Raw genomic sequence first — 8,953 nt, 5'->3', positions numbered from 1 at the left:
AAAATGTAGTGCGCCACCCTCCCACCATCCCACGAGAGATACCTATAAATAATAGGCTCACTATAGACACTCTCATGGACACTCTACACAAGAGAGTCATCTCGGTGTTGACATCCTCGGAGACATCACCGAAGTTATTCAACCGTGTCTTTGGACACGTAGCATACGGGCAGGCCGTAATGGATTCCGGCCGCTACAAGGAGGAGTTTTGCTTCCTTTACACCCACGAGCGTGAGTATTACGAATACAAGGGCGTTAAAAAGTCCCGCTTCGGTCGGTTCCGCTTCTACGGCACTATTCACGAGCGTGTGCGTGCCTCTGGTATCCGTTACGCCCTTGCCGTCCTTGACTCCGATGGTCGATACTCGTTTTGTAAGGTCATGGACTGGGAAGAGGTTGATTCTCTTATCCGCAATGAAGCCAACGAGGATGGTGAAGCGTCCACCATGAACAAGCGTGTATCCTGGCGCAAATTCTTTGAGGAGATGTTAGAATAATGCAAACCGCCTTAGTTGGAGGGGTAACGGTTCAGGTTCCCCTCAAATGTGCTCTTTGCCGTATCGCCGTTGCTGACTGTGCCTCTCTTGGCACTGTGGCCACCATGACCGGTTGCAACGGTCGTAGAGTCTCTTGGTGTCCTAAGTTTAAGTGCATGCCGGAGGCTGAGAAAGCCCTCATTGATGGCTCGTTTCGTGTTGTGAAGGCCGACATTGGAAGGAGGAACATGGTATGAAGTCCTTTATCAAGCGGGTCATCCGCATTGCCATCTATGTGGCTGTCGCCACTCTGGTTATGGTGCTCACCCTTGAATTGCTTGCTACTGTCTACATCGCCTACTACTGGGGTCTGTGAATGGCACGCCTCTCCTTTTTAGTGGTTGCCCGTTCAGACGGCCGTGGCGGTGTTCGCCCCTTCGGGAACTATGGAGCCCGTCAAGCGGGTGCAAAAGTCTGGATAGGGGACCGCCGCCTCACCGTAGGTCGTGACGGCCGTGTGAACATCCCGAAGGCCATCATGAATGAGTATGGGTCTGTGGGTGCTGACGGTCGTAAGCGTGTTGCCGTCACCTTCTCCTCTTCCCCTGGTCTTACCGGTTGGAAGGACTTGAGCGCCATGGTGATACCTACAGGTCCAGAGTATGATGAAGGTGTAACCGGCGACCTGGTTACAACCTTCGACCTGTCAATGCCTATGCTCGAACCTGAGGACGTGAACGATAGGTCATGGTCGCCATAGACTATGATAATATCCTCTATCTAGACACTGAGAGCAAAAAGGACACCGGCGAACCCCTATACATTCAATGGCGGATGAATGGGGTTCACGGGTGGCTACACTCCTTTACTCGTGAGGACTATTATACATTGCGGGCGCTCTGGTGGCAGGCTGAGGCTGTTATCTTCTTCGGTGCTCCTTATGACATCTTCACCATAGCCAAAGCCTTTGCTCCTTACACCTCCTGGCACTGGGAAGAGACAGCGACAGGGAGCATATGGGACTTAAAACTCTTCGGTCATCACTACAAGATTCGTGGTATCTCAGGGCTCCGTAACCTCATTAAGACCTTCAACACCGTAGAACTCTATGACGGTTCTACACCCAAGAATGGTAAAAGAGGCGTTAAGAGCACACCCGTTATCGACTTCCTGAAACTCTGGTCCATCCTTGTGGATGACGGCCGGGACCATAAGATATCGCTCAAAGCCCTCATCGAACGTGAACTTAAGTTACCGATTTACGAGTATTCAGACGACGACAGCCTATCTATTGACTATATCATGCAGGATGTTGACCGATTAGAGGATTTGTGGCACGTCTTCCTTGATAGGATTAAGAATATCGATGATGTTCGTGGTTACACATACCTTGACTGGTCCGACATCAAAACACCCGCCACCTTTGTTAAGAAGTCATACCATGACGCCTACCCCGAGTTAAAGACCCTTCGTGACCTTAACATGGCTGAGGATGAGAAGTTAGGTCTTACTGACGCCTTAGAAGAGTCCTATCATGGCGGTATGACCCTGGCCCGTTATCGTGGGTGGGATTACCGTAATGCATGGTTCGATATCAGTTCAGCCTATGCCAACACCATTAAACACCTGAACACCGACCGATATCTCCGTTACACCTGGGAAGAGCGTAACCCTCAGGATGTAGATATCTTCTCCCGTGAGAGCCCTTATCTGTGTCGTGTGTCCTCTACGGTGGTCTTACGGACCATAAACGAGGGTCTTAAGATATTCACCCTTGATAAGCCCCTTAGACAGTGGATGTGGAGTTTTGATATCCATGCACTCTCCCTTATCTTCCCTGAACACACCTGGGAAGTATTATCGGTGTTTGAGCCCATTCCCCTTAACCCTGTGTCTGAGTCCATGCCTACTGTCTGGATTGCTCATAAGGACGCCTTAAAGAATGTCGCTGACAAACAAACCCTTCGTGACTACTATAAGTTTATGTCTAACACCTCTTACGGTATTAAAGCCCAAAGGAAACCTCAAATAACCCCACATACAAATATGTGTATTGCCGGTATGATAACCTCCCGTGCTCACCTGATTCTCTTTGAGATGGTGGACGTTGCCCAAAAAGCCGGTTATAAGTGGTTGTATTCCGACACTGATTCTATCTGTGTGTCCTACTCTGGAGAATATGACCCCTCACTCTTAACCGCCCTTAACACCCGCATAGCACCCTTTACCTGTGAGTGTGAAGGTTACGACTTCAAGACCCGCATTCTCTCCTTAAAGCGTTATATGTCCCTTGAAGGCTTACCTCTGAAACGTGATGCTTACCGTGAGAAAATAAAACTCCATGGTAAGTGGATTTACGACATCAAACCCGCAGACATGAAGAAATACCTCTTAGACCTCATGGCCCCTCTTGATAAGATACGTATAAAGTCCCTTCGGGCTTCCACACCAACCACCATGAAAATCCTCCTTAACAAGTCTCCTCAGCGTGAGCCCTGGTGTAGACCCTTTGACTTCGACACCGATATAGAAGGTGACGTATCCATAATGGAGTGGTTCAAGAAGTGGTTTATACACGTCGATAAAAAGACCTGGAACCCTGAATCCGCTTCCTCTGAATCCTTTTATCACCGGCCCTTTCACAATTTCAGTAGTATTGGTGCCGCCCATGTCTTCTTCGCCTCTACAGCACCCGATGAACCGTATGACAGCGACGACATGAACGACAACTATGATGGTGGGAATGGTCGAAGTAGGATTATCTTCCCCTCAACCCTTGAGGCTGTAGCCTCTTTACCTCCTCCTTCCGCTTGTCAGAACTCGCCCTTACCTTCTCCGAAACCTTAACCCACTTCTCCACTACCTTATCTGCTGTCATACCTTCCACTCCTCAATGAATAAATCCCTCTCCTTCGCTCTGTAACCGCTTCGGGTGAGATAATCCTTTGCTTCAGCCTGTGTTATGAGTTCACCCTGATACCACCGCTTTATACTCTCTATCGGTGGTAGTTTCGCCCTCTTTACCTTATCAGCCTCCGCTTTACTCAGATACCTCGTAGCCTCTGCTCTCGGTATTCCAAGTTCTTCCATCTTCCTAAGGAAAGTGTCTTCTACTATCTCTGCTCTGCTATACTGCCACTGTAACAGCCCAATCTCGTTTCCGAGTATCTCTTCGGCAACCTTCTGGTCTTCCAGGGTAACAATAAGTTCCGCTTCGTCTGCGTCATACCCAAACCTCTGTATGTAACCCTTCGCCGTCTCCCTGGTCATCAATCCCGTATTGTATGCCTTTATCACCGTTGTCTGTGTTAAATCCTTCTCAGCACTGGTAGCGTTCGCTTTTGCCCAATCCACGTATAACTGTGCACTCTCCTCATTGTATCCCAGGTCCATCATGGCATTCTTGTATCCCTCATCGTCCAGCACACCGGTTTCCCACATCCTCCTTGCATCTACCCTGGTGATGGGATTGTAGGATATGGCCATGATGTTATCAATCCATCCTGGGGCCCAATCTGCGGCCCTCAGAAGACTCCTGAGTTCATCCTCATCTATCAACCTCCTCTGCAACATCTCAAAACCCATCTGTGGGGATGGAAGTTGCCAATGTGCCCGCCAATACCATCTCAGGATATCCTCAGGCATGCCCGCTTTCTCTGCAAACTCCACGATATCCTGAGGAAATGCTTCATCCAACCCTCCTGATTGCACGACTTCAGGGTTAAACACGTCCCTGACTGCGAACGTGATAAAGTCAGTGCCAGACGGGTAGAATTGCGACGTATTAAGGATACGCTCAGCGTTTTGTATTGAGTATCCGTGCTTACCCATCTCTTCAAAGTAAGTTTCATCGTCTATAATCTCCCTGAACCTAGCCAGCGTCAACATGGTTGGATCCATAAGCGATAACGGTATCTTCTGGTTTATCTCCTGCTGGACACCCTGCTGTAACGCTGAACTTAGAATCATGCCGTATCCGAAACCCGTTACCTGACTCAATCCCGAATAGTCCAGGTAACTGCGTGCTTCCCGTCCTATCTGGTCTATTTGCCCTAGACTCGCCACTTCCGCTATGATTGACGCTGTAGACGCTACCAGGCTGATATCTGTAACCACCGCCATCTGTGTCGTTAACGCTGACGTGAACGGCATGGAATCATCTATCTTCGTCCCTATCAGCGCCTCCATCTGCAATTCTGCTGTTCTCCCCGTTATTGCTGATATCAGCATATCCGCCGCTTCTTCGGCCCCTTCCTTGGTTATGTCGTCTACATCGTCCAGTATCTTTGTTGCCTCGTTTATCGGTCCTAGAGGCGTCATACTGATAGACAACTCCGTTGCCTTCGTCGCTATCTCTTTCAGCCTCTCCTCTGTGGCTCTATCAACCTGCTTCCCGGTCGCCTTCTCCACACCGTCATAGACAGCACTAATGACATTCGCCGCTACTCCTGTTCTCTTAACGGCTTCGTCCTCTACGCTCTTTGTCCCTAACACCCAGTTAAACAAACCTTCTAGCACCATAACTTCACCAGATTACCACTAGCATCCTTTCAAACCATTTCCAGAATGCGTTACCCTCGAACATCGTTTCCCACACAACGGTGAGTTTCTCCGTTATCTGTTCGATTATCCTTGTGATATCCTCAATCAAGTCTTCTATTGCTGTGCTGACGTATTCTATGACCCACTCACCAAGCCTTTCAAGATTCTCCAGTGTCTGATAGACTACATCCCACAACTCAGGTAGAGTGACCTGAAAGAACACCGCTCCCGCTTCTAAAACCCAGTAGAACCCGCCTATAACGCTGTCTATAGCATCGTTAATCATCCTGTTAAGGTTGCTACTGACCTCCTGAACCTTATTCCATGCCCTCTCAGCAAACCATAGAGCATCCCCGGCAATGTCGGCAACCCAATCAACCGCACCTCTTACCCTGTCCTCTACGTAAGAATAGACACGGTTAACCCTTCGGTTAACCATGTCTATCTGGTCCTCCACCCATCCAATTAAGTCCCCTACAGGGTCAAACATCGCTTAAACCTCTTCTCTCCTGGCCTTGTCTATACTCCTTTCTAACTTCTGGAGTTGCCTTTCTGCATCCTTCAACCTGGCCTTCTGGCTGGTGATGTTTACACCAGCGTCAGCCATGATTGACAACCCCTTCTTTGCTTCCTCAAGTTGTTTCCTTGCTTCTATGACCTGTAACTCCATTTCGTCTACGATAGCCATCTCTGTTACCTCCTCTCGTTCTTTCCCTTCTTGTTATGTAGGTATTCAAGGTGTGCCGCATACCTTGTTTTCAAAATGGCCTGCTCCACCGCTAGTTTAAGGACATACCCTACCAGAGCACCGCCTAAGATGCACAACACCCCCACACCTATTTCGACTCCATCCATCGGTCTACCATCCTCTCTGCGACCTTTTCTAATTCCCTGTTGAATATCCGTGCTGTCGCTAGCCCGATTACCACACCGGCGCATATCATGAACCCTGTTTCAAAAACCATGGTTGTTCTCCTCCTTACAACTCGCTACTTATGTCAATCCATACCGCCGTTCCGCTTGTTGCCCACCATACATACGGCAACCCTCTTGTTCCAGGGTCATAACTCACCGTGAACTGTCCCTGTATGGTGCTCTCCGTTGCCTCGCTGTAGTTCCACGACTCACCAGAAAAGGAGCGACTAAAACCATCCTTCCAGTAACCAAACCGTGGTATCAGACTTAACTTCGCATTAACCGGCGGTCGAAACTTCGGTGTGAAACTCAGATTTGCCCATACATGGGTTGCATCCCAGGCCATAGCCGGGCTGGTCATAAAATTACCCGCTACACTAAGCCTCTCGAAGAAGAGTAAACAGTCGGCCAACTCTTCGCCTCTGCTCTTCCTCTGGAATGGTAAAACCGCCGTTCCTACGTTCACCTGCCACCCTGTGGTATAAAGAAGGATATCGTCGTTCAGGTTGAACTCCAAGAACACCGCCAAATGGTCATCGCCGTTAGTCCCTAACGTCTTCCCTGCTATACTTGGTAGAATCGCCGTGAACTCGTAGAAGGTAGGTGTAGTAGTTACCTGTATGTTCGTTGCGTAGGTTGTCCTGGTCGTTGGTGAAGGGGTTCCACCTGTCCCGAATCTCTGTTCTGCCACCAGACTACCTATTACTTCATCTGCGTCAGACCACAGATACATACCGATGCTTACCGCCTGACCCGCACCATAATCAACCCCTGGTATCTTCTGTCCAAACTCATCGTTGTCAATCTCGCCTGAAACGCCTATCCTCGTAAGCACTATGGCGTTTGATATGTTCCTCTCTGCTGGTGCTTCACCAGGGTTAACATAGGCCAACTCTGCTCCCTTTGTCCCTGCTCCTCCTGCATGATAGTAGTTGAATCTGTCCGCTGTGTAGTTGGTCCCGGTTGTCAGAGTGAACAGCGTTCCTCTTTGCCAGATATCAAAACTGCCATTCACTATCCCCTGTCTTTGCCTTCCCTGGTTCAGATAGAAGGCTGGAAAGGTTTGTGCCACGGCTGGCATTTATTCCCCTCCATACTCTTCGATGATCCTTACATCTGTCGATAGACCACTGCTAATAAGCCATCTCGCCATATCCGGTCTATCTCCAAAGCCTTTGTTGAATGTCAACTGTGTTCCTGGCTGAATCGGAAAACCATTCGCTATGGTAAGTTGGTTGTCTGCACCTACATAGATGGTATCGGTCCCCGACACGTTCGCTATGGCTACTGCTGTCCTCTCTGCGTTCTGCTCTATTACCCTTTTCGCCGTCGCTCCTACTGTCGTTTGATAATAGTTCCTCATTGTCTCCTCCTAAAAAGGATTAGAGTTTGATAAGGTCCATATAGACCGTTTCAGAGGTATCAGCACTACTGCTGAAGAACTCGACCTGGGGCGGGAACGTGTGTTCAAACGTCCCAAAGACACCATGAGCCCCGTAACGCTGAGCGTTAACGCTCACGTCACCCTCTGCATCCCCGGCGATGACTCCCGGCCTGAACTCACTTCCAGGCATGACAAGCCGTGCCGCAATCGCTCCCGCACTGATAGCCTTGACACCGACAACGGCGTAGGTGCCAGCCTCAAGTTGCTGAGTGAAGTCCATCTTGCAGAGGCTCCACTGATAGGCGGTAAGGGTGGTCGTGCTGGTGGTCTTCACCGTGAGAATCTCACCCGCCGGTATGTCCTCAAACTCACTCTGAAGCCATACAAACACACTCTCTTGCTCTGCTCCAGCGGCACCTTCCGACACCAGAGCCCTCAACCCTTCACCAGGAGTGAGAGCAATAGGGTTGGTGAAACGGTCGTGAAGATACGGCCTGACAACCGGTTCAGCACCCACGTTTAGAGGGCTGATATCATAAAGCAATGCCTTCCTAAGCGTAGGGCTTGAAATTTGTGCCCCACTGATAGTTGCCCCGATTGCAAACACTCCTGCGAGGTTCGGAGCAAAAGACGGCACCAGCACGTCGTCGTCTTCAGTCGTTACATGCTGGTCCGGGACAGCCGCCACGTTACTAAGAACGCCGCCGGTGTCCTGAGATTCAGACCATGCAACAAGCGTGAATGCCATTATTCATCCCCTCCTTTGACCCCATCAAGAATCTGGTTGTATCTTGCCTGGGCCTGAGTGTTCCTCAGCGTGCCAATGTCCCTTGGCATGACACCCCAGTGGCCGTAGGCGTGTGCCACGACATCAACCTTTTCGGTATCAAGTTCTTCACCGCACTCAGGACACACAATAATGCTCATTCTCTCCCTCCTTACGACTTACGACCGTAGAGCCTGTCCATTTCCTCTCCAACAGCCTGAGCGTAGGCGGCACCGTAGGCGATACGCTGTGCACGGGTGGTTCTCGGCATACCGGCGACCTTGGCCTTAGCCCTCTCAATGGCGGCGGCCCTGGCGTCATAGTCTTCCATGGCATGGTCCACCATACGGTCTGCGGCACCCTCATAGTTGCTGGCGGCCCTGTCAATGCTGTTCTTCCAGGAGTTGCGCTCCTTGGCCTTCTTCAGCCCGCCCTCAACCTTTCCTCTCCGAATCGCCTCGTTCAAGCCGTCCTGCATCTTCTTTGCATGGGCCGCCGGGTCTTTAAGCGCAATATCAATAGGGTCTGGACCCTCAAGCATACCCGCTTTGAGTTCAGAACCCGCAGTCCGGACCCGTTCCTTCATTTTTGCTTCTACTCTCGCTTTACTCTTGACCATATGGCCATACCTCCCCTCTATGGGAATGAGTATATTGAAGTGTTGTATCTATATAGATGTATGGGGCTGAGGCCAGGAGAGTAATACCCAGGGGAGGGGAGGAGAATATAGGCCAGGTTAAGACGGTGATTTGTATGGGATTTGATGGGTTTTTGGGACGACTTCAGGAAGGTAAAGTTGGATTCAAGGTTTCTAAGAGTGGGAACTTCAAGCGGCCATGCTAAAGAAAAACTGACGGCGCAACACATTTT

The 8,953-nt window shown here is 50.0% G+C and carries 14 protein-coding genes; 4 read left to right on the top strand and 10 right to left on the bottom strand.

From position 1 onward, the window contains the following. From PHI12_12310 to PHI12_12295, 4 genes are all read left to right on the top strand, one after another. The coding region (locus PHI12_12310) for a hypothetical protein (protein MDD5511576.1) at positions 1-497 on the top strand (497 nt) is incomplete at its 5' end. Between the two features lie 232 nt (positions 498-729). Next, on the top strand, positions 730-852 hold the full coding sequence (locus tag PHI12_12305; protein MDD5511575.1) for a hypothetical protein: 123 nt from the start codon (positions 730-732) through the stop codon (positions 850-852). Further along, on the top strand, positions 853-1,236 hold the full coding sequence (locus PHI12_12300; protein MDD5511574.1) for a hypothetical protein: 384 nt from the start codon (positions 853-855) through the stop codon (positions 1,234-1,236). It abuts the gene before it with no gap. Continuing rightward, positions 1,224-3,323, top strand: coding sequence for a hypothetical protein (locus tag PHI12_12295; protein ID MDD5511573.1), 2,100 nt, complete (start codon positions 1,224-1,226; stop codon positions 3,321-3,323). Before PHI12_12300 ends, PHI12_12295 begins: the two co-directional genes overlap by 13 nt. A 27-nt stretch (positions 3,324-3,350) precedes the next feature. On the opposite strand, the gene PHI12_12290 is transcribed toward PHI12_12295, so the two are convergent. Genes PHI12_12290 through PHI12_12245 form a run of 10 tightly spaced genes read right to left on the bottom strand, consistent with a single transcriptional unit; the run spans position 3,351 to position 8,702 of the window. Next, a complete protein-coding gene (locus PHI12_12290; GenBank protein ID MDD5511572.1) occupies positions 3,351-4,997 on the bottom strand; it encodes a hypothetical protein in 1,647 nt (548 codons plus the stop codon). 4 nt (positions 4,998-5,001) lie between these two features. Beyond that, complete coding sequence (locus PHI12_12285; protein ID MDD5511571.1) at positions 5,002-5,508, bottom strand: hypothetical protein; 507 nt, start codon at positions 5,506-5,508, stop codon at positions 5,002-5,004. 3 nt (positions 5,509-5,511) lie between these two features. Next, the gene (locus PHI12_12280) at positions 5,512-5,706 is read right to left on the bottom strand and encodes a hypothetical protein (protein MDD5511570.1); all 195 of its coding nucleotides are present in this window, start codon (positions 5,704-5,706) and stop codon (positions 5,512-5,514) included. Positions 5,707-5,711: 5 nt separating this feature from the next. Further along, complete coding sequence (locus tag PHI12_12275; protein MDD5511569.1) at positions 5,712-5,873, bottom strand: hypothetical protein; 162 nt, start codon at positions 5,871-5,873, stop codon at positions 5,712-5,714. Further along, positions 5,855-5,983 carry a hypothetical protein gene (locus PHI12_12270; GenBank protein ID MDD5511568.1) on the bottom strand — a complete coding sequence of 43 codons (129 nt, stop codon included), beginning with the start codon at positions 5,981-5,983 and terminating at the stop codon, positions 5,855-5,857. Before PHI12_12270 ends, PHI12_12275 begins: the two co-directional genes overlap by 19 nt. A gap of 14 nt (positions 5,984-5,997) precedes the next feature. Beyond that, positions 5,998-7,014, bottom strand: a complete 1,017-nt coding sequence (locus PHI12_12265; GenBank protein MDD5511567.1) for a hypothetical protein — start codon at positions 7,012-7,014, stop codon at positions 5,998-6,000. Continuing rightward, on the bottom strand, positions 7,015-7,296 hold the full coding sequence (locus PHI12_12260) for a hypothetical protein (protein MDD5511566.1): 282 nt from the start codon (positions 7,294-7,296) through the stop codon (positions 7,015-7,017). Positions 7,297-7,315: 19 nt separating this feature from the next. Beyond that, entirely contained in the window at positions 7,316-8,065 is a 750-nt protein-coding gene (locus tag PHI12_12255) for a hypothetical protein (GenBank protein MDD5511565.1), read from the bottom strand. After that, on the bottom strand, positions 8,065-8,244 hold the full coding sequence (locus tag PHI12_12250) for a hypothetical protein (GenBank protein ID MDD5511564.1): 180 nt from the start codon (positions 8,242-8,244) through the stop codon (positions 8,065-8,067). Before PHI12_12250 ends, PHI12_12255 begins: the two co-directional genes overlap by 1 nt. 11 nt (positions 8,245-8,255) lie before the next feature. Beyond that, positions 8,256-8,702, bottom strand: coding sequence for a hypothetical protein (locus PHI12_12245; GenBank protein MDD5511563.1), 447 nt, complete (start codon positions 8,700-8,702; stop codon positions 8,256-8,258). Between the last annotated feature and the right edge of the window lie 251 nt (positions 8,703-8,953).

The organism is Dehalococcoidales bacterium, from assembly GCA_028716225.1.
Taxonomy (GTDB): Bacteria; Chloroflexota; Dehalococcoidia; order Dehalococcoidales; family UBA5760; genus UBA5760.
Note: the sequence above shows the minus strand (reverse complement) of the source record. Positions and strands in the feature narration are given on the sequence as shown.